24 protein-coding genes are annotated in these 22,179 nt (G+C 43.4%); 6 read left to right on the forward strand and 18 right to left on the reverse strand.

The genetic code is table 11. The annotated features are described in order from the left end of the window. Window positions 1-159: 159 nt before the first annotated feature. The 7 genes from KSP24_RS21815 to KSP24_RS21845 all read right to left on the reverse strand — a co-directional run bounded on the left by KSP24_RS21815 (window position 160) and on the right by KSP24_RS21845 (window position 6,315). A complete protein-coding gene (locus KSP24_RS21815) occupies window positions 160-549 on the reverse strand; it encodes a hypothetical protein (protein ID WP_254207935.1) in 390 nt (129 codons plus the stop codon). Window positions 550-688: 139 nt separating this feature from the next. Next, window positions 689-1,564: an N-carbamoylputrescine amidase gene (gene aguB / locus KSP24_RS21820; protein WP_013371044.1), complete on the reverse strand. Its 876-nt coding sequence runs from the start codon at window positions 1,562-1,564 to the stop codon at window positions 689-691. 29 nt (window positions 1,565-1,593) lie between these two features. Next, entirely contained in the window at window positions 1,594-2,625 is a 1,032-nt protein-coding gene (locus tag KSP24_RS21825) for an agmatine deiminase family protein (RefSeq protein WP_137078451.1), read from the reverse strand. A 118-nt stretch (window positions 2,626-2,743) separates the two neighbouring features. Continuing rightward, complete coding sequence (gene yfcE, locus KSP24_RS21830) at window positions 2,744-3,295, reverse strand: phosphodiesterase (protein WP_025677844.1); 552 nt, start codon at window positions 3,293-3,295, stop codon at window positions 2,744-2,746. A gap of 155 nt (window positions 3,296-3,450) precedes the next feature. After that, complete coding sequence (locus KSP24_RS25510) at window positions 3,451-3,579, reverse strand: hypothetical protein (RefSeq protein WP_013371041.1); 129 nt, start codon at window positions 3,577-3,579, stop codon at window positions 3,451-3,453. Window positions 3,580-3,731: 152 nt separating this feature from the next. Then, on the reverse strand, window positions 3,732-5,147 hold the full coding sequence (locus KSP24_RS21840; protein WP_090739263.1) for a glycoside hydrolase family 1 protein: 1,416 nt from the start codon (window positions 5,145-5,147) through the stop codon (window positions 3,732-3,734). Between the two features lie 259 nt (window positions 5,148-5,406). Continuing rightward, window positions 5,407-6,315, reverse strand: a complete 909-nt coding sequence (locus tag KSP24_RS21845) for an ROK family protein (protein ID WP_216976687.1) — start codon at window positions 6,313-6,315, stop codon at window positions 5,407-5,409. Between the two features lie 320 nt (window positions 6,316-6,635). On the opposite strand from KSP24_RS21845, the gene KSP24_RS21850 reads away from it, so the two are divergent. The 3 genes from KSP24_RS21850 to KSP24_RS21860 all read left to right on the forward strand — a co-directional run bounded on the left by KSP24_RS21850 (window position 6,636) and on the right by KSP24_RS21860 (window position 8,747). Further along, on the forward strand, window positions 6,636-6,971 hold the full coding sequence (locus KSP24_RS21850) for a ribosomal protein L7/L12 (RefSeq protein ID WP_216976689.1): 336 nt from the start codon (window positions 6,636-6,638) through the stop codon (window positions 6,969-6,971). Window positions 6,972-6,987: 16 nt separating this feature from the next. Continuing rightward, the gene (gene ybaK / locus KSP24_RS21855) at window positions 6,988-7,467 is read left to right on the forward strand and encodes a Cys-tRNA(Pro) deacylase (protein ID WP_216976691.1); all 480 of its coding nucleotides are present in this window, start codon (window positions 6,988-6,990) and stop codon (window positions 7,465-7,467) included. A gap of 89 nt (window positions 7,468-7,556) precedes the next feature. Further along, window positions 7,557-8,747: an oxalate decarboxylase family bicupin gene (locus KSP24_RS21860; RefSeq protein WP_216976693.1), complete on the forward strand. Its 1,191-nt coding sequence runs from the start codon at window positions 7,557-7,559 to the stop codon at window positions 8,745-8,747. 14 nt (window positions 8,748-8,761) lie between these two features. Here the strand turns inward: KSP24_RS21860 and KSP24_RS21865 are convergent, their stop codons facing one another. The 4 genes from KSP24_RS21865 to KSP24_RS21880 all read right to left on the reverse strand — a co-directional run bounded on the left by KSP24_RS21865 (window position 8,762) and on the right by KSP24_RS21880 (window position 11,764). Further along, on the reverse strand, window positions 8,762-9,622 hold the full coding sequence (locus tag KSP24_RS21865; protein WP_216976695.1) for an NmrA family NAD(P)-binding protein: 861 nt from the start codon (window positions 9,620-9,622) through the stop codon (window positions 8,762-8,764). A gap of 73 nt (window positions 9,623-9,695) precedes the next feature. Then, window positions 9,696-10,124, reverse strand: coding sequence for a nuclear transport factor 2 family protein (locus KSP24_RS21870; protein WP_216976697.1), 429 nt, complete (start codon window positions 10,122-10,124; stop codon window positions 9,696-9,698). A 165-nt stretch (window positions 10,125-10,289) separates the two neighbouring features. Continuing rightward, window positions 10,290-10,874 (reverse strand): TetR/AcrR family transcriptional regulator, encoded by a 585-nt coding sequence (locus tag KSP24_RS21875; protein ID WP_216976699.1) that lies wholly within the window; start codon window positions 10,872-10,874, stop codon window positions 10,290-10,292. Window positions 10,875-11,044: 170 nt separating this feature from the next. Further along, on the reverse strand, window positions 11,045-11,764 hold the full coding sequence (locus KSP24_RS21880; protein WP_013310214.1) for a YebC/PmpR family DNA-binding transcriptional regulator: 720 nt from the start codon (window positions 11,762-11,764) through the stop codon (window positions 11,045-11,047). 218 nt (window positions 11,765-11,982) lie between these two features. Here KSP24_RS21880 and KSP24_RS21885 point away from each other — a divergent pair, with 218 nt between their 5' ends. Beyond that, window positions 11,983-12,747: a spermidine synthase gene (locus KSP24_RS21885; RefSeq protein ID WP_216976701.1), complete on the forward strand. Its 765-nt coding sequence runs from the start codon at window positions 11,983-11,985 to the stop codon at window positions 12,745-12,747. Here the strand turns inward: KSP24_RS21885 and KSP24_RS21890 are convergent. From KSP24_RS21890 to KSP24_RS21905, 4 genes are all read right to left on the reverse strand, one after another. Next, entirely contained in the window at window positions 12,744-14,489 is a 1,746-nt protein-coding gene (locus KSP24_RS21890; RefSeq protein ID WP_216976703.1) for a proline--tRNA ligase, read from the reverse strand. The genes KSP24_RS21885 and KSP24_RS21890 overlap by 4 nt on opposite strands. Before the next feature lie 322 nt (window positions 14,490-14,811). Next, window positions 14,812-15,507, reverse strand: coding sequence for a P-loop NTPase family protein (locus KSP24_RS21895; protein WP_216976705.1), 696 nt, complete (start codon window positions 15,505-15,507; stop codon window positions 14,812-14,814). Between the two features lie 97 nt (window positions 15,508-15,604). After that, complete coding sequence (locus tag KSP24_RS21900) at window positions 15,605-16,648, reverse strand: carbohydrate kinase family protein (protein ID WP_058711083.1); 1,044 nt, start codon at window positions 16,646-16,648, stop codon at window positions 15,605-15,607. A gap of 233 nt (window positions 16,649-16,881) precedes the next feature. Then, the gene (locus KSP24_RS21905) at window positions 16,882-18,171 is read right to left on the reverse strand and encodes a glycoside hydrolase family 27 protein (protein WP_216976707.1); all 1,290 of its coding nucleotides are present in this window, start codon (window positions 18,169-18,171) and stop codon (window positions 16,882-16,884) included. A 210-nt stretch (window positions 18,172-18,381) separates the two neighbouring features. Here KSP24_RS21905 and trhO point away from each other — a divergent pair, with 210 nt between their 5' ends. Together trhO and KSP24_RS21915 are read left to right on the forward strand one after the other, a co-directional pair. Then, complete coding sequence (trhO, locus tag KSP24_RS21910) at window positions 18,382-19,275, forward strand: oxygen-dependent tRNA uridine(34) hydroxylase TrhO (protein ID WP_013371026.1); 894 nt, start codon at window positions 18,382-18,384, stop codon at window positions 19,273-19,275. 207 nt (window positions 19,276-19,482) lie between these two features. After that, window positions 19,483-20,409 (forward strand): AEC family transporter, encoded by a 927-nt coding sequence (locus tag KSP24_RS21915; RefSeq protein ID WP_216976709.1) that lies wholly within the window; start codon window positions 19,483-19,485, stop codon window positions 20,407-20,409. 16 nt (window positions 20,410-20,425) lie between these two features. Here the strand turns inward: KSP24_RS21915 and KSP24_RS21920 are convergent, their stop codons facing one another. The 3 genes from KSP24_RS21920 to KSP24_RS25685 form a co-directional block, all read right to left on the reverse strand. Beyond that, entirely contained in the window at window positions 20,426-21,205 is a 780-nt protein-coding gene (locus KSP24_RS21920) for an ABC transporter ATP-binding protein (protein WP_064963658.1), read from the reverse strand. Between the two features lie 378 nt (window positions 21,206-21,583). After that, window positions 21,584-21,895 carry a cupin domain-containing protein gene (locus tag KSP24_RS25380; RefSeq protein WP_367949374.1) on the reverse strand — a complete coding sequence of 104 codons (312 nt, stop codon included), beginning with the start codon at window positions 21,893-21,895 and terminating at the stop codon, window positions 21,584-21,586. Beyond that, the gene (locus tag KSP24_RS25685; RefSeq protein WP_367949375.1) at window positions 21,808-22,128 is read right to left on the reverse strand and encodes a cupin domain-containing protein; all 321 of its coding nucleotides are present in this window, start codon (window positions 22,126-22,128) and stop codon (window positions 21,808-21,810) included. Before KSP24_RS25685 ends, KSP24_RS25380 begins: the two co-directional genes overlap by 88 nt. Window positions 22,129-22,179: the final 51 nt, after the last annotated feature.

Here is a 22,179-nt window from a genome sequence, read left to right on the forward strand (position 1 = left end):
ACTTTTATTCATTATTCACCTACGCATTCGTTCTTTTGAAGCCGAAGGGTCTACGCTCCAATTTCCCTTCCCTGACATATCTGTCCAGTAGTTCACACATTGTAGCATATCCATTGTTTCTGAATGAAGTTGCGTAGGCAGTGGCTTTAGGAGAAGTGTTCAAATATTGAAGGAAAATCCTTCGTCTATCACCTGCGTATCATAAATATAAGCTTCAATCGATGTATGCCATTCTGGGTGATGCTCCCCAATATTCACAAACAGACAATGATCACCATGTAAATCAGCTGACCATATTCCATCAATAATCAAGTCTGTTTCTTTTTGTTCCAGCCATTCAAACTGAGTTGGGAACGTCTCGTACTCCGAAGGTCTGATTTGACGGGTTACGGTAGCCATTCGTTCACATAAACGCTGCGCAGATAGCGTGTACTCGTCCCACAAGCCCAAAATAGCCATATCTCTTGCACGCGAGTCTCCCCACTCTTGATCTTCTTCGGCCGAAGTTTGTAAGTGTGTGAACGTTTGGTCTATCCCCTTATGCCTCATTGCTATTCTTCTTCCTCCGATCTATCACAAGATGTATTCCATTTAGAAACCAAAAATCCCTTGCTCGAAAAGCCGTGTGAGTTCAGAAAAGAAACATCACGGCTTGACAGCAAGGGAAATATACCTATCTGTATACAGATTATACTTTTAGATCACCATCATAGGTAGCAATCATTTTGTATAGTTCGGGACGACGGTCACGGAAAATGCCCCATTCGATCCGCCCTACTTCGAGCTCGTCCAGATCAAATTCAGCAGTAAGCACTTCTTCATCAGTACGACTCGCTTCTGTGATTTTGTTCCCCTGAGGTCCGGCGATAAATGATGAGCCGTAGAAATTGATACTGGATTCTTCATCTGTTTCCATTCCGATGCGGTTGGAAGCAATGACTGGAATCAGATTGGAAGCTGCATGACCTAGCATGCAGGTCTGCCAGTGGTCCTTGGAGTCAATGGAAGAATCCTGTGGCTCAGAACCAATCGCTGTCGGATAGAACAAAATCTCTGCGCCCATAAGCGCCATACAGCGGGCCGCCTCGGGATACCATTGATCCCAGCATACGCCTACCCCAATTTTGGCATAACGTGTATTCCACACTTTAAACCCAGTATCGCCCGGATTAAAATAAAACTTTTCCTCATACCCAGGACCATCCGGAATGTGGCTTTTACGGTATTTACCCAACACTTCACCGTCTGCATCAATGACAGCAAGACTGTTGTAACGAGCATAGTTTTTCTTTTCGTAAAAGCTGATTGGCAGCACAACCTGCAATTCTTTGGCAATCTTCTTGAAATGATTAACCGCTTTGTTGTGCTCCAGCTCAGTTGCATATACATAATAATCAGACTTTTCCTTCTGGCAGAAGTACGGAGTTTCGAACAATTCCTGCAGCAAAATAATTTGCGCGCCTTGGGCTGCCGCTTCACGTACCAGTTTCTCTGCTTTGCTGATATTTTCTTCAATATTGGTAGAACAGCTCATTTGAGTTGCTGCCACTTTTACTTTTCTCACCTTAGTCCTCCTTATGAATGTTGTATCGTTTAACGCTTTACAGCAGGCATCTGCTGGGTTGTACAGTGTACATTACCGCCTTCACGGATAACTGCCATACCATCTACAGTGCGGATCTTGCGATTCGGAAATACTTTTGCTAGTACTTGCTGGGCTGCAAGATCGCTCTCAGCGGCAGTTCCGCCAAACACTGGCAAAATAATGCCGCCATTCACAAAGTAGAAGTTAATATAGCTCAGTGTCAGTCGGCTGTCTTCATAATCCACACGCGGAGGTTGGCCGATCTGAATCACTTCCAGCTTACGACCTTTGGCATCCGTTGCTTGCTCTAAGATGCGCAGATTTTCCTGCGTGATTTCGTAATTTTCATCCTCAGGATCATCACATACTTGCATAATGACCTTGCCAGGAGCAGCAAAGCAAGCAATATTGTCCACATGACCATCCGTTTCGTCGCCACTGAGTCCACGTTTTAGCCATATAATTTTCTCGGCACCTGTATATTCGCATACGTACCGTTCTATTTCTTCTCTGCTTAGTTCCGGATTGCGATTGGGATTAAGCAAGCACTCTTCGGTTGTAATCAGGGTGCCTTCGCCGTCTACGTGCAGTGAACCGCCTTCCATTACTAGTGGTGCATCTAACCGTGGAACTCCAAGTTGGTCCAGAATTTGCGGCGCAACCTGGTCATCTAGATCCCATGGAGCATATTTGCCGCCCCAGGCATTAAACTTCCAGTTTACACCTGCCAACTGACCATGTTCGTCTGTCAGAAAAGTTGGACCGTTGTCACGCAACCACGCATCGCTATGCTCTATCGGCAGCAGTTCTACCCGTTCCCCAAGTTCAAGCGCTTTAACGCTCTCCAGATCATCTGGATTTACGACTACGGTAACTGGTTCAAATTCCGCCATGGCACTTATAATTTCGGCATAACCCTTACTTACCTCGGCATGCATCTCCGGGTAAACCATTGAAGATTGTACAGGCCAGGAAATATACGTACGTTCATGTGGCGCCCATTCAGGCGGCATCTTATAATGTGAATCCTTAATTTGCATGTATTGAAGCTCTCTTTCTTTTCAAAATGTAGACTCCGCTCCTATCATACAATAATATGATCTTTGTCTCAATCGAAGCGGAAAAGTTTTAATAATTCACATTGTAATTTAAAGAAAATCACTTTGAAAAGGTGATTGTTTTTACTGTACTGCCATCAAAATCCTTCACAGTAAATTGTGCTCCCTCCAGCACACCATAAGAGGATGGGTAGTTTTCTTTTGGCAATGCGATCGAACCAGGGTTCAGTACAAAAACCCCATTTTCCACATCTGCTACCGGAATATGAGTGTGTCCCTGAATGAACACATCCCCTGCTTCCAGTGGCGGCAAATTTCCGATACTAAAACCATGTCCGTGCGTGACATAGATTCGCCGTCCTTCATGATACAGCAAAGCATAATCACCCATCATTGGAAACTCTAGCAACATCTGATCCACTTCTGCATCGCAATTCCCGCGCACCGACACTGCAATGTGGGATTTGTATTGGTTCAGCATAGCAGCCACTTCCGCCGGGTTATATCCTTCCGGTAACGGATTACGCGGTCCATGGTACATATAATCTCCAAGCAAGACAATACGGTCAGCTTTCTCCTCCTTGAATTTTTCCAGTGCTAATTGCAACCAGTACAGCGAACCGTGAATATCTGATATAAACATTAATTTCATATTTTTCCCTTCCTTTCTGAATAGACCATTGTAATTTAAAAATGTTCCTCTTACGTTCATTATTACACTATTCCCTAAACAAATCTGTGCAAAAATGTTTCTTTACGTTTGGTATGACGCAAAACTACAGCTCCAGATAAGCTGTAGTTTTATGGTTAATTCCTTTTATACTTGTGCTTATCATCTTCGGTGATTTTACGGATGACCTTGCAAGGGTTTCCTGCGGCAATCACGCCAGAAGGAATGTCTTTGAGCCCTAATTGTGATTTTTCTTTTTCTGTCATAGCTTGTCCGCACTCCGTTTATGTAGTTAGATACTTGTCGTAAATGACGCTTATGAAAAAATTTGGCGATCGCTTCCCCCATAATAAAGCAGAAGCGGTCGCCACGTAAAACCATCATTATATTTTACAACTTAATTTAATTATATTATAAATTAACGCTTCAAGCTTTCACCGTTCGTAGCAATAACTTCTTTGTACCAGTGGAACGATTTCTTTCGATATCTTTCAAGTGTACCGCTACCATCATCATGACGATCTACGTAAATGTAGCCATAACGTTTTTTAAGCTGAGCAGTCGACGCGCTGACAAGATCAATACAGCCCCAAGATGTATAGCCCAGAACCTCTACTCCATCTTCAATCGCTTCCCCAACTTGAACCAAATGATCATTCAGATAGTTGATCCGGTAGTCATCTTCAACCGTTTTTTCACCTTTTTCATTGGTGATAAGCTCGTCCACAGCGCCCAGACCATTTTCAACGATGAACAGTGGTTTTTGGAAGCGATCATAAAATGTATTCAGCACATAGCGCAGACCTTGCGGATCAATTTGCCAGCCCCACTCACTTGCCTCGAGATGCGGATTGCTAACCCCACCGAGGATGTTACCTTCACCTTTGACTTTTTTAGCTTCGTCAGCCGTCTCACAAGTACTCATATAATAGCTGAACGAGATAAAATCAACCGTATGCTTCAGATCTTCAGCATCACCTGGCTCAAAATGAATAGAGATTCCGTTTTCTTTGAAGAAACGTTTCATGTAACCTGGATACTGACCTCTTGCATGAATATCGGCAAATGCCATGTTTCTGTGATCAAATTCCATTGCTGCAATCACATCGTCTGGATTAGGTGTCAGCGGATAAGTAGGCATACTCAGTACCATACAACCAATTTTGAAATCAGGGTTAATCTGATGACCGATTTTTACTGCTCTTGCACTCGCTACCAGCTCATGGTGAATAGCTTGATAAAGGTCTTGTTCACTAAGTTGATCCTTTGGTGTGCTAATCCCGCCACTCATGAATGGTGCTTCAAGAATGGAGTTGATTTCATTGAACGTCAACCAGTATTTTACTTTATCTTTGTAGCGATTAAATACAGTTGTTGCATAGCGCTCATAGAAATCAACAAGCTTACGGTTTACCCAACCATCGTATTCTCTGGACAAATGTAAAGGTGTTTCATAGTGAGATAATGTAACGAGTGGCTCAATGCCATATTTATGAAGTTCATCAAACAAATCATCATAAAATTGCAAGCCTTTTTCATTAGGCTCCAGTTCGTCACCTTTAGGGAAAATACGTGACCAAGCAATGGAAGTACGGAACACTTTAAAGCCCATTTCCGCAAAAAGTTTGATATCTTCTTTATAATGATGGTAAAAATCAATACCGATCAATTTCATATTATCTTCTGTTGGTACATCCGTAACCGGCCCCCAACCACCACGAGGAGTTACATCCTGAATGGACCAGCCTTTTCCGTCTTCTTGATAAGCGCCTTCGAGCTGATTAGCAGCAACTGCTCCGCCCCACAGGAAATCTTTTGGAAACTGTGTACTCATATTTTCTCCGCCTTTGCTGATGTTTTTTCATTAACTAGGACATAAACACGTTACCTCTACGCTAATGTTTATAAAGTACTTCTAATTGAATCTTAAGGTTTGTAACGCGTTTCATGTCAAGTATTATTTTAAAAACTTGCAGAGTCTATAATCGTATTATCTCCAATACTTACTTCCCTATTTATAACAACGTCCCCACCCATCTATCCGTTAATTACCAATTGTAACTGGGTGAGCTATTCTTCAAAGTGGAAGGCCTCTATTTTCTTTTTTCCACCAATTGCAAATTGTAGGTCAGGCTTTCAAGGGTAACTGAAATCAACCCATACATGTATTCATCGTGCGTATCGTTTTTTACAAAAATCTCAGGCATATGTTCTTTGGGTACATCCTTTAGACAGCCGTTATAAATATCATCCAACAGTGCTGGCTTAGATAACTCTCCTGTCAAAGCGATCGATACAGGGTCTATAATCGCAATAATGGATGTTATCGTTTTGATCGCCAAAAAAACAAATTCCTGTGTGCTATTTAACTGTTTAAGCTGTTCCTCTCTCGTTATGCCAAAGGGTAAAAAGGAAACTTCCCCGGCAAATTTGGTATTTCCTTTTAACAAATGTCCATCGACAATAAAACCCGCTCCCGGAAAATTATCCTTGGGAAACGTAACAATAGCGAAGGTTTTGTCCTCATCATAATTTTGCATGTTATAAAATCCATAGACGGTCAGATGCATATCATTTTCAATGGTAACTTCTACCCCGTATTTATCTTGAAGGCGTGGTCCTACAGGGACTCCTATCAGCAGATCAAGATCGCAGACATCAATAACCCCTTGATGAACAACCCCCGGGATGCCAATACCAATCGCTTTAACGTTTTCGTAGTTGTTAATCAGCTCTTCAATTTGCTGATCTATTACCTCATAATCAATATGAGGCACAACGGATGTGTTCTCTACAATAATATCGCCAAGCATATTGGCAACAGCATAAGTAAGAGAATCTACTCCGCCTTCCGTTTTCACAGTTAAACAAATAATATAGGAATAATCAGCGTTATATTTGTAACGTCTAGCCGGACGCCCACCGTTCGATTCTTCCAATTCCATCTCTAATACTTCTCCGGTTTGAAGAAGCTCATTTAGAATATTTCCGCAGGTTGCCACACTAAGTCCTGTAATACTGGCTATAGATGACTTGGTTGCATATTCCTTGGATTTCAGTGTGTTTTTAACTAGCTCTACATTAATGTGTTTGACCCGAATGGTATTATTGGAAACTGGTTGTATTTGAATACACTCCTTTTGAAGTGATTATAAAAAGCTTAATAATAAGCTGTAATATAACGCTCGGTCTGCAATAAGTCAATTTGCACTACCCGTACGCAAAGAATATGATTCTCAATTCGATTAGTCAATCATCATGATATACTATGTTTAAAGGACAAAAATTTAGTGATAAAACTAACAAGAAAAGGGAGATTCAATTGGCAACTAGCGAATATGTAGTAATCATTGCATTGATCCTCTCCGTCATACTTTTGTTCAAGGTCTATCGCCTTCAATCTCGGCTTAATGACTTGAAATCCGATGTGGAGCGTCTTGAGAATCGTTCAGGACTAACGGGAACCTCGATGTCAAATACAATCGCTCCTCCTGCTCCACATATCCAACACGCAGAAGCTTCCGGAGAAATCAATGAAAGGCTGCTTCTACTAATCAGGGAAGGAAATAAGATTAAAGCCATAAAAGAGTTAAGAACCGCTAAGAATCTTTCACTTAAGGATGCAAAAGATTATGTAGATCACTTGGAAAAACGCTAAGAAAGGAAGAATTAAAATGAGTGTCAGTAAAACAAACGCTATGCGTATATTGGACGGGCAACACATCCACTACAATATTTTGAGTTATGACCACCAAGACGGAAAAATAGACGGTATGAACGTAGCCGAAAAGATTCAAAGAGCACCCGAATCTGTTTTTAAAACTTTGGTTGCACATAGCAAACAAAATCTGTTTGTTTTTGTCATTCCTGTACATAAAGAGCTCGATCTCAAAAAGGCTGCCAAATCTGCGGGAGAGAAGAAAATTGAAATGCTTCCAGTTAAGGATCTGCAAAAGCATACGGGATATATTCGCGGCGGCTGCTCTCCCATAGGGATGAAAAAGATCTATCCCACTTATATCGACCAGCCTGCAGTTGAGCTGGAAACGATCGTCGTAAGCGCTGGGAAAATTGGAACCCAAGTGGAGCTGAGTCCGCATGATTTAGCCCAAATCATTCAAGCACAGTTTACAGATCTAACGCACACGGCATAAAACTCATCACGTCCTCATAAAATCTTTATGCGTATTTTCTCTTAATCCTATGCTTCATCATGCTTCAACTTGGAGAGGAAGATCAAATAATGCATAATGATTGCTCGAAAAAAGTCGGAATCCCCCAGCCCATAAGAAGTGATGGCGCAGGGGGGATTGACAAGGGTCCACGTGATGTGATGAGGGATTTACAAAATCCAGATATGCTGGTTCCTCCCGTAACGGACAATGGTCTCATACCGAATATGAGGTTTTCTTTTTCAGACGCCCATATGCAGCTTAATCAGGGTGGATGGTCAAGAGAAGTTACAGTAAGAGAATTACCCATTGCCACAACTCTTGCCGGCGTGAATATGAGTTTGACACCGGGCGGTGTCCGCGAGCTTCACTGGCATCAGCAGGCAGAATGGTCTTATATGCTGTTAGGTAGTGCTCGCATTACGGCAGTTGACCAAGATGGACGTAATTTTATTGCTGATGTAGGCCCTGGCGATCTCTGGTATTTTCCGCCGGGCATCCCGCATTCTATACAGGGCCTTGAAGAAGGCTGTGAATTTTTACTGGTTTTCGATGATGGCAGTTTCTCCGATCTGAACACCTTATCCATCTCGGATTGGTTCGCACACACACCTAAAGAGGTGCTCTCTGCAAATTTCGGGATTCCAGAAGCCGAATTTGCAGCGATTCCTCAAGACCAAGTGTACATCTATCAGGATTCCGTTCCCGGTTCAATTCAAAGTCAAGCGGTTCCTTCTCCCTACGGGACGTTACCCCAATCCTTTAAGCATGAGTTACTAGCTCAGCTCCCGATCAAAACACCAGGCGGAAGCGTACGGATCGTTGACTCCTCCAATTTTCCGATTTCTAAAACCATTGCAGCTGCCCTTGTTGAAATTGAGCCCGGAGCCATGCGAGAAATGCATTGGCACCCCAATAATGACGAATGGCAATACTATCTTGCCGGGCAAGGACGGATGACTGTCTTTGGCGGTAATGGTGCAGCTCGTACATTTGATTTCAGAGCCGGGGATGTTGGATATGTGCCCTTTGCTTACGGTCATTACATTCAAAATACAGGTTCTAGCACACTATGGTTTCTTGAGATGTTTAAAAGTGACCGTTTTGCAGATGTGTCCTTAAATCAATGGATGGCTCTTACGCCTAAAGAACTGATTCAAAGTAATTTACACGTTGGCGCTGATGTGATCTCTAATTTACGTAAGGTCAAATGGCCTGTCGTCAAGTATCCTGGTTACTCTTATGATCCTAAAAAGAAATAACGGGAATCACTTTATCATGATGACTTCCAGCTGTTTACATGACTCAGGACAAACTGCTCAAATGAGACCGGACAGCGCCCAGTGACAAGCTTAACGGTATCGGTCACTTGGTCTTCACTTCCATTTTCACGTATCCTTCTATCCAATCCTGCCAGCATGTCTGCATATTCCTCAGGCATTCCAGCGTGAACCATGCCCGCTTTCAACTCTTCATCAGACAACGAGATATGCTGGATCGGTTGGACTGTTGATTTTCCGATCATTTCAGCCACTTCGTCATATGTTAGTGATTGAGGTCCAGTGATGACATGAGCCGTGTTATGTGGTTTATCGTCAATAAGAGCCCTCACTCCCACTTCTGCAATGTCATCTGCACTTACGAAGCCTATTCTCCCGTTTCGGGTTGCACTATAAATGGCCTTGTTGTTTTTGATCGTGCCCACATGCTGGCCTTCTGTGAAATTCTCCATAAAGTAGGATGGCTGCAGTACAGCCCACTCTGGAGCTAATCTACGAAGTGCTTGATGCACAGGTCCAAATACTGGTCCGTCCTCAGGCACAGATGCGCTCCCTAACAGTACAAATCTTTGCACTCCGGCGCTCAAAGCTTTTTCAATAAAAGGAATCATCACTTTGGCGGGATTGACGTCCAGCACAGGTACTACCAAATAAATTTTATCTACATTTATCAGCGCCTGTGCATGTGTTGATTCATCATACCAATCAAAAAATACATAATCTGCCCCTTCCGAATTGCCAGGTTTAGTACGCCCTGCCAAACGTACCGGATACTGAAGTTGCATAAGTCTGGCAGCTACACGGCTGCCTGTTTTGCCGTTTGCTCCTGTAATCAACGCTATATTTCTGTCTTTCATGAAATTCAACTCCTATTTTAATTTTTTATTTTCGCCTAGATCTCTATATCCCTATGAGACTTGACTTTTTCATTCACGATCCTAGAGCTTCAAGAGCTACCAAAGGGTTCCAATAATCTTTGTAGTGAGTAATTTTTCCGTTCTTCAGCTTAATAACAGAAATGTAGGTTTGATTATACGGTTTACCTGTGCTCACAGCCTGCGCCTCAGAGGTGAATTCGGCCACGAATAAACCCGGGTCCGTTGTCGTATGGATAGTTGGTGAAGAGAAATGCTGAATCCGAAGTATACTAGGAAACTCCTTAATATATTCGTAAATTGCTGCTTTACCCTGAAGCACTTGTACAAAATGTTTAGGTGCATAAGGGAACTCGAAAACAGCGTTATCATCAAATAATGAAATCCATTGCTCCATATTTTCTTCTAACAGGTTGCTCGTAAATTTATGCATGACTGCTTGTGCTTGCTGTTTTGCATCGTCAGTATTCGGATTGATATTCATGGTAGACACCTCGCATATTTATTTTAATTTCTGCTTAAAAAATGAATTTAAGACGCGAAAATAAACATAATCATTCTAGACTGAATAGTCTATAATACTCAAAAAAAATTTGACTAATCGGTCTGGAATGTTCAAAAAATAAACGCTATTAAGCGTTCATAAAGATCAATCCAAAACCGACAGTGTCGTACGTACAATATCTCTAAGCACCTCAGTGCTGGCGCCTGTCTTGGCGGTAAATGTCAACGATAGTCGGGCATGATTTAGAAATCTGGCGATTGACAATAGCTCAGATTCCGTAGCATGAAACTCCCCCTCTTTTTGGGCGCGGACTAGGGCGTTGTAAAAAGCAAGTTCAAGCTTTTCAGTATTTTCAGAAATAAAAGCTTTGATCTCATGATGATGCGGAGCCTGTTCAATAGCACTGTTCATAATAAAGCATTCCTTGGACAGTCTCTTATCCGTCAACACTCTAACAGATTCATTAAAAATCGTCGCTATTGCATCCTTAATGCTCCCAGGTTGACTGAGCAGATGAACTACGGCTTCAGTTTTGTCACGTATATAAAGCTGAATAGCCGAAAAAAATAAATCATATTTCGTTCCGTAGGTATCATAAAGACTCTGCCGCGCTATACCCAGCTGATCCAGTAAAATAGTCAGAGAAGTTCCCTCATAGCCATGCTCTCCAAATACAGCCATAGCTTTTCGCAGAACACCTTCAGTATCAAATTCTTTAGCTCTTCCCAAACCTCATGTTCACCTCCTTGACTATGATTATAATTTTTACAGACTGATCAGTCAAGAAAATAAAATTGATTTTATATCATTTTATTCACCAAAAAACCATCGTACCGAAATACGATGGTTTAGGGATGTTTATTTTATCCAAACGCTCAGATGTAAATGATGCAATCCGATTATTCCTCAGAGTCTACGTTGTGGTACACCTGCTGAACATCTTCCAAATCCTCTAATGCATCAATCAATTTATCAAATTGAACCTGTGCATCCTCTGGTAATGAGATGTCATTTTGGGCAAGCATGGTGAGCTCAGCCACAGTAAATTCAGTTACTCCTGCCTGCTTGAAAGCTTCCTGAACAGCATGGAATTGATCAGGCTCTGCATATACGATGACGGCTTCATCTTCTTCAATGATGTCACGAACCTCGACATCTGCCTCCATCAGCAGCTCCAGCACTTCATCTGCGGTTTTACCCACCAGACCAATAACTGCCGTGGAATCAAACATGTAGGCTACAGATCCGCTCACACCCAGGCTACCGCCATTTTTAGTAAATGCAGAACGCACATCCGATGCTGTACGGTTTACGTTATTAGTCAGTGCATCTACAATGACCATGGAGCCGTTCGGTCCGAAACCTTCATAACGAAGCTCTACGTAGTTTTCATCGCCAGCACCTTTTGCTTTTTCAATAGCACGGTCAATGATCGCTTTCGGTACATTGTACGTTTTTGCACGTTCTAACACGACTCTTAGTACCCGATTGGATTCAGGATCTGGCTCGCCCTGTTTGGCTGCCACATAAATTTCTACACCAAATTTAGCATATATACGACTCGTATTAGCATCCTTGGATGCCTTCTTTTCTTTAATGTTATTCCACTTACGTCCCATAATATCCCGCTCTCTTCCTGTATGAATATACACAACGAACTTCATTATATCCTTGTATATTATATCTCCTAAAGGACATACGAACAAGTTCAAACAACTCCGTTATGGAAAAATAAACAATTCTACCTAATTAGGGATGCTTCAAGAATGTGAACTTTCAATCCCCTCATCTATGGACAACAATCCTATGAATGTCTAAGATGAGGAGGAAGTCTGACTTGAAGGAGATTATTCACTTGGATGTCTTACATAAAAAGTTGAGCAATAACCATGAAATCACGGTATATGAAACCACGGAGTTGTATGGTGAAAAGGGATTATTTCGCGTGATGCAATTCTCCAATGCAGCCATCCAAGGTGCGATGGATTTGAATCATCCGCAACGTATTCTGTTCGAATATCCCAGAGCAATCATCCATCTCATGGAGCTGAACGACCCGTCATTTGAAGACGTGTTTGTTATCGGACATGGTGTAGGCACGATTGCGGGTCATTTTGCAGACAAACGCTTTAAGATTGCCGAGCTGGACGCACAAGTGGTAGAATTCAGCCGAACATTCTTTGGATACGACCAGGACAATGTAGTTATTGGTGATGGACGCCGCATTCTGGAGAAGGAGAGCCCGGATGCTTATGACTATATTATTTTGGACGCCTTCACGGAGCAGGGTACGCCTTTGCATTTAATATCTTGGGAATTTTTCAAAATGGCCAAAGAAAAGCTGGATGCAGAAGGCTCGCTAATTATGAATTTGATAGGCAAAAGCGAACACGATCATCTGATCCATGCCATTCACACAACGCTGCGTGAAGAATTCGCCTATGTTACCACGTTCTCCCTACCCTCGGAAGGCATTGCTGACATCCAAAATATCATTATGATAGGTCGAGACAAGCCCATTCGTTTTCAGGCACGTCAGATGGCCGACTTTCATGAGATTACCCTTGGAGAAGGTCATGTTCTGCGGGATACAGATGCTTAGTGTTGAATGAGGTTCAGTATCCGTCTCTCTACATCATGGATATGAATTGACTCTTTGTGGCTGCTTCTTCGCTCTACGAACTCTACTTTTCCGTGTTCAGCATCTTTACCAACGACGATACGCACGGGAATACCTACTAAATCCGAATCTTTAAATTTAACCCCTGGGCGTTCCTCACGATCATCTAGCAACACCTCCACACCGCGATCCTGCAGTTGGCTGTATAAGTCCTCAGCTATTTGCATCTGAAGCCTGTCTTTCACAGAAATCGGAATGATATGAACCTGAAACGGGGCGAGCGCATGCGGCCATATCATTCCGTTCTGATCATGATTTTGCTCTACAATGGCGGACAGGATTCGGGAAACACCAATACCATAACAGCCCATAATCATCACTTGATCAGTTCCGGACGCATCCAGAAAAGTCGCCCCCAGCTTTTCACTGTACTTGGTGCCCAGTTTGAATACGTGTCCAATCTCAATTCCTCGATGAAGTTCCAATTTCCCTTCGTCACACCGAGAACATCTATCCCCTTCTATAACATTGCGCAAGTCAGCCACATGGCGAAGATCTAGATCGCGTCTTGGATTCACATGCCGATAATGGTAGTCCTGCTCGTTCGCGCCTGCAAAACCGCTGGACATTTGGACAACGGCGTAATCGACCCACACAGGGATTGTCAAGCCGCATGGACCTATGAACCCGGGTGGGGTTCCAGTCGCCTTTGTGACGGCATCTGCATTTGCTATTTCGAATTTTTCACTACCTAAAATTTGTTTAACTTTTACTTCGTTGACCTCATGATCTCCTCTGACAACTACCGCAATCGGCTGATCGTCAGCCATATAAATCAGTGTTTTGATGATTTCCTTCGGCTCTATGTGAAGCGTTTCAACGAGTTGATTTATGGTTCGCAAACCTGGAGTGTACAGTTTTTCCATTTTATCTGTATCAATTGAAGGATGGCTGTCATGTTCATCTTCATTGGAGACAGAAGATATTCCTATGCTCCCCGTCGTCCGTGGCTCCGCCTTTTCAAGATTGGCAGCATAATCACAGCAGGTACATGCCACAATGGTATCCTCTCCAATCTCAGCCAGTGCCATAAATTCATGAGTTTCACCCTCACCACCAATAGCGCCTGCATCTGCTTCGACTGCGCGAAAATTCAGACTGCAGCGGGTGAAAATACGTTGGTAGGCCTGGAACATCGTCCAATAAGTGTGATCTAGTCCTGCCCAATTGGCATCAAACGAATAGGCATCCTTCATCAAAAATTCTCTGCTGCGAAGCAGACCAAACCGAGGACGTCGTTCATCCCGAAACTTGGTTTGAATTTGGTACAGTGTTACCGGCAATTTCCGATAGGAATTTACTTCATTTCGTACTAAAGACGTAATGACCTCTTCATGTGTAGGACCTAATGCGAACTCCCGATCATGCCGATCTTGCAGACGCATCAGCTCAGGACCGTACACATCGTATCTCCCCGATTCTTGCCACAGCTCCGTTGGCTGTAATACAGGCATTAGCAGCTCTCCAGCCCCTGCACGATCCATCTCATCTCGTACAATTTGTTCCACTTTTCTGAGCACCCGTCTGCCCAGTGGCATATAGGTATACATTCCAGCCGCCAATTGACGGATAAATCCTGCCCGCAGCATCAGCTGATGGCTGATCACTTCGGCCTCTGCAGGTGCTTCACGTAAGGTTGTCAGTAATAATTGGCTTTGGCGCATGTGTGGCTTCCTCCTTGTAAGAACGTAAAATGTACGCAAAAAAGACACATCCGTCAGGGACGAATGTGTCGTGGTACCACCCTTCATTTGACCGTAACCATATACGGGACGGTCCTTCTTCAGATAACGGCATCTGGCCGGTAACGGTTTATCTTACGCACCGTTACAGCTCGCAAGGCAGGGAAACGTTCATTCGCGGCGAGAAACCTTTCAGCCCATGGGTTTCTTCTCTGTACAGCGGGTAATTGAACCTTTGATCCTTGGTCTACACTATTCCTATATATTACAATTTTCACCACTTTACACGAAACGCAGATTCTAGTCAAGGAGATAATTGTCTATCTGGTCTCATCCAGGGACATGAACGATATTTAGATTTTAGGATAATCAAATTCCGTTCATTACCATATTGCAAAATGAGCGGCCAGATTTTAGGACGGATACGCCTGCGAAAACCCAGAACAAAGCGGACAAACCGAGGTGAAATATCCCAAATACGAACGGCTTCCCGCTCTATTCCTGTGGGTAACTCCTTGGAAAATAAAAAACGGTTAAGCGAACGTGTGATAACACCTGATATCGCCTCAATCGTGCTGACATCCATCACGATGATTGTATCGGAACGCTGGAGTCGCTCGGTAAAATAACGCTCATGATAATTCCCTTCGATAATCCATTCTTCCCTTTGCAGGACTTCTCCCAGCTGTTTGTGAAATTGCTTGTCCGTACTCCGCTTCCACTCTGGCCCCCAATACAAATCATCCAACGAGGTATACGGCAAATGAGTCCACATCGATAGACGTTTGGCCAAAAAAGTCTTGCCGCTCCCCGGTGAGCCGATTACGATAATACGCTTAGCATGCTGCACAGCTAGAAGATCGTCACTTTGTCCTGCACGTAAGGTCGAAATGGAATAGATCAGTCGATATAGTAAACCTACTGCCAAAGCCCCTCCCTTTAAAAGCAAATAAAGTAGGAACAGCGGCAGAAAAACAATAGCGTATTTCACACTGTCCATCAGACAACCTGCTCCTTTTATAAATTCAATAATTGAGACCATTACGTCCGTGAAGCTCCAAATACACGCTGCTGTAGGTTAGTGTTCTTTTCTTTACTTATGTATTTTTCTTTTTAAAATACACACCCTTAAAAAAAACAAAATTTTGCGAATGTGTGCCATACAGCTCCTGGAATCTAGAATGAAGTTTATTCATAGAAATGGTGTCTGAGACTGTCCGATCCGTTTGTATGGTTAAATCGACACAACTGATTCCAAACTGGCACACTTGTTCCATAGGATAACCTTGGGTAATTCCATAAATCATCCCGGCAATAAAAGCGTCGTCTGCGCCTGTGACATCAATGACCTGTTGAAATGGGTGTATAGGGATTTGTCCATAAGTTCCATCTTGAGAAGCAAACAACACACGCTCAGCACCGCAGATAATAATGACATTTTGAACCCCAAGTTTGTGAAAAACTCGGGCTGCGTCCAATATCTGCTGATCATCTTTAAGTTCAAGTCCCAAATAAGCTTCAGCCTCTTCCGGTTGGCATACCAGCCATTCCACCCCATGCAAATTTCGGGGAAGCTTTCTCATCTTGGAAGCTGACACCGAAGAAACGACAAGCGGAACCTGATGTTCCAGACAGACATGTATGGTGGCCGCTATTACGTTCATAGAAAAATTAGTGTCCAGCAGAACGAGTCGGGACGAGGCGATTAAAGGAATATTTTCAAAAATTACGGAAGGACGAATCTGATCATAAATCTCCATTTCTGCTGTCGCTACAATCATTTCACCATGCTCGTTCAGCAAGGCAGTATAGACACCGGTTGACGATTCACCTTTGACTTGAAGAGGAATCACGTGCATGTAACGGCTGGACTGTTCGATGATAAATTCACCTTCAGCATCGTCCCCAACTGCGGTCAGCAGGCTGACCCGTCGACTCAACCTCCCTAAATTTTCAGCCACATTCCGTGCTACCCCACCGCAAGATTGCAGACTAGTGCTGCTCGGGTTGGAGGTGTGAAGCTGAAATGTACCTTTAATCATGATTTTACGATCCAGATTGGCCCCTCCGATACACAGAATTTGTTCACTAGAGGGCCAAGGCTCGTCCTGCTCATTTTTGTGAATTTTTTTTAATTTCATCATTTGACTCCTTTCTCGACTCTATTCGCTAGAATGATTTAAATTTGTGCAGAAATAGGCACTCTATAAACCTAACATGTTCCAAATGTCAAATTCCCAAGAATCATGTCGAGTCCGTTAAAATATCATAAAGTTACACATACAAAAAAATCACCTTATCGTAAAAACATCCTCCACTTTACAATAAGGTGACTAGAGCTGAACGTGCAGCTTAGATCCTTCCTAACATCCTGTTATTTTATAATGAATAGTGCAGCTCCATGAGGGGGTAAATCTGCAGACAGTTCCTGCACTATATCACCTAAATCCACATGGTTCCATAAGTCTCTGGCACTTGCCTGCCCTTCAATTCCAAGCTCCTGTAAGGACACACGGACTGTGGAAGCTTCATCTCCAGCATTAAATAAAGCCGCATATACGTGACCTTCCTCGTTGTGAGAAGTCCAAACGATATGTTCATCCTTTCTGTAGACCTGTCGCGCATTCACACCGTTGTGATGAACATCGAGCACTTCTTTGTTCGTCAGCAATGAAAGTGTCCATTCGTCATTATCACGCAGTTCTCCCCCAAACATCAGTGGAGACCGGAAAATGCTCCATAAAGTCATCATTGTCAGCTGCTCATCCTTCGTAAAGCGTGTCCATCGATCATGACTGCCAGAATCTACTGAATCTACCGAACGAATACCCAGATGGCCCAGTGGCAACATGTCGCAATCCGGCCAGTGACCTGGACCTACATGTTCCGCCCATTTCTCGCAGCGCTCAAACATACCATACAGTAAAGGCCATACATCCCAGAAGTCATCAGTCATACGCCACATATTCGCGTTTGCGATTAAATCAGATGCATGCTCCAGCGGTGCGGGACCAGGCGATAGACTCAACACCATCGGACGTCCGCATTGGGCGATAGCCCGCTTAATCAATTCAATTTCCGTCAAATGAATACCATAGAGACGTGATGCAGCAATGTCATCTACTTTGACAAAATCCACACCCCATTCCGCATACAGGTCAAATAACGAATTATAATACTCCTGTGCGCCTTCCTTGGAAGCATCTACCCCATACATATCTGTGTTCCAGGGACAAATAGAGTTAGGATGTGCAATTTGTCTGGCTGTAGCTGTAGTTCCTAAAATCGGAGTATCCTGATGAACCGCCTGGCGGGAGATGCCTCTCATAATATGTATCCCAAATTTTAATCCCAGACCGTGTACATATTCCGCAAGAGCTTGGAAGTCGCGTCCATCTGCTGCCGAAGGAAAACGATTCACCGCTGGAATCAGACGTGAATATGAATCCATTTCCAATGGGACAAACGGGCGATACTGTGAAGATACTGCTCCTGACTCATACCACTGAATATCCACCACAACATATTCCCAACCATATTCCTTCAGGTGCTCCGCCATGTATTGAGCATTTCCTCGCACTTCCTCTTCCCGTACTGCTGCACCGTAGCAATCCCAGCTATTCCACCCCATAGGTGGTGTATGCGCTGTCAAATGATGTTTCATCGAATTCATCCTTTCATCTGCTAGACCTCAACCTGTTACTGTAAATCTCATCAACCCCACAATACCATTATAATGTAACCCCTTACTTTTGTCGCTCGTCATCTTTTCCGTTTCCACTTTTTATACATTTATGTTGACTAACTTAAAGAATGTGGTACATTTAAACTTGCTTGTTAAAAAACTTTGACTTGAATCAGAGGGTGATTTTACATGTGTGAACATGCTTATCGAATTTTGTTGTTTTACAAATATGTCAATATTGAAGATCCTGCCACCTTTACGGCAGAGCATCTGGCTTACTGCAAGGAGTTGGGCGTCAAGGGAAGAATCTTGATTGCTGAGGAAGGAATCAACGGAACACTGTCCGGTACAGTAGAGCAAACGGAGCAGTACATCCGTGATTTGCGCGCTAATCCGAAATTCCACGATATCGTTATTAAAATAGATGAGTCTGACGGTCATGCGTTCAAGAAAATATTTGTACGCCATCGTCAGGAGCTGGTTACGCTACGTCATGAGGACGAGCTGGACCCTAATGTAATTAGCGGCAAGCGTCTATCACCAAAGGAGTTTTATGAACAGCTCCAAGATGAAGATGTCGTGGTTCTGGACGGACGTAACGACTACGAATATGACATCGGTCATTTCCGCGGAGCTATTCGCCCCGAAGTTGAATCGTTCCGTGAATTTCCACAATGGATTCGCGATAATATGACTGGGTTCAAGGATAAAAAAATCCTAACATACTGTACCGGAGGTATTCGTTGCGAAAAGCTGTCTGGTCTGCTGATTAAAGAAGGCTTTAACGATGTAGCTCAGTTGGATGGCGGCATTGTGACTTACAGCAAGGACCCAGAAGTACAAGGACGTTTGTTTGACGGTAAGTGCTATGTATTTGACGAACGAATTTCGGTTCGGATCAACCATACAGATGAAGACGTTGTTGTTGGTAATTGCTACCACTGTGAAACAACAAACGATCATTATATTAACTGCCCCGTGTGCAATCTCCAACATATCGTGTGTCCAGATTGCGAAGAACAGCATCAACACTATTGCTCTGACGATTGCCGAACTAAAGCGGAAACTATGGCTTCTGCATAAACCTTCAGAATACTCGGTTTCATATAAAAGGGATGTTCCTATTAGCCGTTTAACATGGCTGTGGACATCCCTTTTGTTATTTTCAGAATAAGTGATCTAAGCTTCATAGCATATACCTATAACCTTAATTGTTTATCCATCTTGGACGGGTTCGAAAGTAGCGCCTTATAATGGAAAATGTCATTACAGAAAGGATGAGTGGAATTCATGGTTCAAATCGTACTTTCAACTCTTTTATCCGTTATCGTTCCGCTGTCCATTCCGGTAATTGCCGGATTTTTACTCGGCAAATTCATGAAGCTGGAAACAAAACCGCTCTCGACTTTGTACTTATATTTTTTAAGTCCCGCCATGATTCTGGACACACTGCTCAAGGCACAGCTTTCCTGGCATGATGTGGCACTGACAGCCGCTTTTTCATTACTGAACCTGCTGCTTTTGTGGGGAATTGCACAATTAGCGGGGAAAATCTTCAGGCTGAGCACCCCGGAAACGGCGGGACTCACCTTAATCTCCACACTGACTAATAGTGCAAATTATGGGTTGCCGCTTATTTTACTTGCTTTTGGACAGCTTGGCCTGGATAAAGCCTCCGTATATGTCGTCATCCAGATGATTATGGTCAATACCATTGGTGTATACTTTGCAGCCCGCTCTGAATTTTCTGTTCAAAGTGCCGTGAAGTCGGTATTTTCTCTCCCTGCGATCTATGCGGCTCTTCTCGCACTGGGACTTCGAGCATTGGATTGGCATCTACCCTCTGGCATTCAATCAGGTGTCTCGATGATTGCAGCCGCCTATTCTCCGGTCGTGCTGGCGATTCTCGGTACCCAGATGGCTTATGTAAAAATATTCAGGCTGGAGCCATCTATTAAAAAAGCCAGCTACGCAGGACTGATAATTAGACTTCTGCTCTCCCCGCTTGCGGCTTGTCTTGCCATGCTGATACTGGGAATTTCAGGACTTTTGTTCTCCGTTCTCTTCATTCTGGCCTCGATGCCAGTGGCTGTGAATGCAGTCATTTTAGCCGAAAAATTTAATGCATCCCCAAAACTGGTTTCTACCTGCATCTTGTGGAGCACGCTTGCCTCATTCCTGATTTTGCCCATTCTGATTATGCTGGTAGCAGGTTAGACAGACAAAAGGCTCTCTATACCATAGAGAGCCATGCACGATCCTGTCTCCAGTCTACTTGCACAGATGTTTCAAAAAAAGCACTGAGCGTTTCACTGCTCAGGATATCTGTCGTTTTACCTTTGGCAAACACCGTACCCCGGCGAATCAGAATCGTATGTGTGTACATGGGTAGAATTTCTTCGATATGGTGTGTAACATACAATAAATTTGGAGCACCCGGCGTCTCGGACAGCTGACGAACACTATCCAGTAATGCTTCTCTAGAAAAAAAATCCAACCCATTACACGCCTCGTCCAAAATCAGCAGCTTGGGCGAGGCCATTAACGCGCGAGCAATAAGCACTTTTTGCTTTTCTCCCTGTGAGCATCCCTGATACAACCGATCTACGAGATGAGCACAGCCCAGTTGGGTCATAAGCTGAACAGCCTGTTTATCATCTGTATCCGTCGTCTGATCATACAGTCCAATGGAAGCAAATTTGCCGCTAATGACAACATCCTGCGTGCGCTGGCTTCCATTAATTCTTTCCTGTAAAGAGGAACTGACCCAACCAATAGATTTGCGTAATTCCCTCAAATCTACATCCCCAAAAGTATGACCCAATACACCGACACTACCTGTGGTTGGCCATATGTAACCATTAATCATATTGAGCATCGTTGTTTTGCCTGATCCATTCAAACCGAGTACAGCCCAGTGCTCTCCCTCAGCTACCTGCCAATTAATTTGATCCAGTATGGTACGGTTATCTCTCTTCCAGCTTACATTGTTAAGTTCAATGACAGAATTCATGGCTGCACATCCCTTCTATTCATCGTATCATCAGATGTTTATAAGCATAATAAAATATAACTTTTACTACATTAATCTTCACTTTCGTATAAGAATAGCACAGGGTTGCAGGTTGTTCAATTTTAAATTCACTCTATTACTTTCTACAAAAGTAATATAAACAGAATCAAGTTCAATAGCCTGCTTAGGCTAACTGGAATAAGGTAGCATAAGCGGGCATTTTAGTTGCTTTATGATTTAAGATTTAAGATTTAAGATTTATGATTTAAGATTTTGGGGCGATGAAGACTGATTTATGAGGCAGTTTATGCGCTATTTCCCGAGGCAGGCTCAGATTTGTTGCCAATACATCAACAGGGTTGCCAGCCATCCACTCACTCAAATCAATGGCCTCGTAATGACCACTCCGTCCAAATAATATTGCCATTCATCCGCATTGGGATGCCAGTGCATTTCTCGCAATCCGCCTGGCTCTAATTCAATCACAGATCCTGCCATCGTCGAAGAAATAGGGAAATCTTCTACTGTAACGGTCCGCTGAGTCCCTCCACCCGGTGCCAATCTGGGCTGTTTGGCCATTAAAGGATAGCGGTGTTTAGTAATTAGATCGGAAGAAGCGCGCGGATATGCATCATGAGATGCGATAGATGGGACAGGTCCTTTTGCAAAATAAGCTTCCTTCTTTGGCAAAAGAGCCAGCTCGTCGGCTGCAAGTCCGAGATTTTGCATGACAACATCCGCGGGAGTCTGAGCGATAAAATCAGTAATGCTGAACGTATGGTCCTCCGAAAAACACCATTATCGAAAATCAGGATAAAATGACATTCTCCAGGACCAAGGCCTTGAATGGAGTGACCATAACCACGGGGGAAATACCATACATCACCGGGGTTAAAAATATCGACATAGGAAGTACCGTGAATGTCCGAGTCGCCACCTCGCGGTTAGGATTAGGATAAACAGGCAAGAAAAAA

This window comes from Paenibacillus sp. AK121 (genome assembly GCF_019042715.1).
Taxonomy (GTDB): domain Bacteria; phylum Bacillota; class Bacilli; order Paenibacillales; family Paenibacillaceae; genus Paenibacillus; species Paenibacillus polymyxa_C.

Bases quoted from the DNA above. Each gene is read 5' to 3' on its own strand.
- trhO (WP_013371026.1), top strand. From the start codon at position 18,382: ATGTGTGAACATGCTTATCGAATTTTGTTGTTTTACAAATATGTCAAT.
- KSP24_RS21870 (WP_216976697.1), bottom strand. From the start codon at position 10,124: ATGAATATCAATCCGAATACTGACGATGCAAAACAGCAAGCACAAGCA.
- KSP24_RS21880 (WP_013310214.1), bottom strand. From the start codon at position 11,764: ATGGGACGTAAGTGGAATAACATTAAAGAAAAGAAGGCATCCAAGGAT.
- KSP24_RS21905 (WP_216976707.1), bottom strand. From the start codon at position 18,171: ATGAAACATCATTTGACAGCGCATACACCACCTATGGGGTGGAATAGC.
- KSP24_RS21895 (WP_216976705.1), bottom strand. From the start codon at position 15,507: ATGGACAGTGTGAAATACGCTATTGTTTTTCTGCCGCTGTTCCTACTT.
- KSP24_RS21900 (WP_058711083.1), bottom strand. From the start codon at position 16,648: ATGAAATTAAAAAAAATTCACAAAAATGAGCAGGACGAGCCTTGGCCC.
- KSP24_RS21920 (WP_064963658.1), bottom strand. From the start codon at position 21,205: ATGAATTCTGTCATTGAACTTAACAATGTAAGCTGGAAGAGAGATAAC.
- KSP24_RS21815 (WP_254207935.1), bottom strand. From the start codon at position 549: ATGAGGCATAAGGGGATAGACCAAACGTTCACACACTTACAAACTTCG.
- KSP24_RS21915 (WP_216976709.1), top strand. From the start codon at position 19,483: ATGGTTCAAATCGTACTTTCAACTCTTTTATCCGTTATCGTTCCGCTG.
- KSP24_RS21825 (WP_137078451.1), bottom strand. From the start codon at position 2,625: ATGCAAATTAAGGATTCACATTATAAGATGCCGCCTGAATGGGCGCCA.
- KSP24_RS21890 (WP_216976703.1), bottom strand. From the start codon at position 14,489: ATGCGCCAAAGCCAATTATTACTGACAACCTTACGTGAAGCACCTGCA.
- KSP24_RS21860 (WP_216976693.1), top strand. From the start codon at position 7,557: ATGCATAATGATTGCTCGAAAAAAGTCGGAATCCCCCAGCCCATAAGA.
- ybaK (WP_216976691.1), top strand. From the start codon at position 6,988: ATGAGTGTCAGTAAAACAAACGCTATGCGTATATTGGACGGGCAACAC.
- KSP24_RS21865 (WP_216976695.1), bottom strand. From the start codon at position 9,622: ATGAAAGACAGAAATATAGCGTTGATTACAGGAGCAAACGGCAAAACA.
- KSP24_RS25510 (WP_013371041.1), bottom strand. From the start codon at position 3,579: ATGACAGAAAAAGAAAAATCACAATTAGGGCTCAAAGACATTCCTTCT.
- yfcE (WP_025677844.1), bottom strand. From the start codon at position 3,295: ATGAAATTAATGTTTATATCAGATATTCACGGTTCGCTGTACTGGTTG.
- KSP24_RS21840 (WP_090739263.1), bottom strand. From the start codon at position 5,147: ATGAGTACACAGTTTCCAAAAGATTTCCTGTGGGGCGGAGCAGTTGCT.